The organism is Lysobacter enzymogenes (assembly GCF_017168095.1).
GTDB lineage: Bacteria > Pseudomonadota > Gammaproteobacteria > Xanthomonadales > Xanthomonadaceae > Lysobacter > Lysobacter enzymogenes_D.
This window is the reverse complement of the sequence record NZ_LXSD01000555.1, coordinates 1-640: the sequence shown is the minus strand read 5'-3', so window position 1 is coordinate 640 and position 640 is coordinate 1. Positions and strand designations below refer to the sequence as shown.

The following is a 640-nucleotide window of genomic DNA, read 5'->3' as shown; positions in this document are numbered from 1 at the left end:
CGGCGGTGTCGCTGCCGGCGTTGCCGGTGGCGGCGGTGGCGTCGGCGGCAGCGGTGTCGGTCGCGGTTGCGGCGTTGGGATCGGCGACAGCGTTGGCCGGCGCGTTGCCGGCGTCGGCAGGCGCGGCGGTCGCGTTCGTCGCGGCCGCCGCTGCGGTGGCCGTCGTGGCCGCGGACGGCGCGGTGGCTGCAGCGGCATCCGCCGTCACCGTTCCGCGCGGCAGGTCCACGGTGATCTTGCGCGTCATCGGCGGATAGCAGATGCCGTCGGTCTGGCAGCCCTGGAAGCCCGCGGTCAGCACCAGCTTGCCGGCCTCGGCGGTCTTGCGCAGCAGCGGCAGCGGCACGTCGATCTGGTCGAAGAACACGGTGACGTTGCCGAAATGCTCGTCGCGGTGCGCGGTGCCGCGCGGCCACTGAGGCTTGCCGGCGGCGATGTCGGCGCGGTCGGTCTTCAGCGAAGTCTTGTCGCGGTACAGGTAATAGCCGCGCGCCGGGGTGAAGCGCAGCAGCAGGGTGTCGCCGTCCTTGGCGATGGCTTCGAAGCCGAACGCCTGCTCCGGCGGCAGCGGCAAGGCATCGGTGGCGGCGCCCGCGCCGGCGGCCGGCGCGCTCAGCGGCGCGGCGCCGCCGAGCAGCGG

The 640-nt window shown here is 74.7% G+C and carries 1 protein-coding gene; it reads right to left on the bottom strand.

Annotated elements, in window-relative coordinates; genetic code table 11:
• A partial coding sequence (locus A7A76_RS21890) for a protein-disulfide reductase DsbD N-terminal domain-containing protein (protein WP_206413295.1) occupies positions 1-640 on the bottom strand: 640 nt, incomplete at both ends.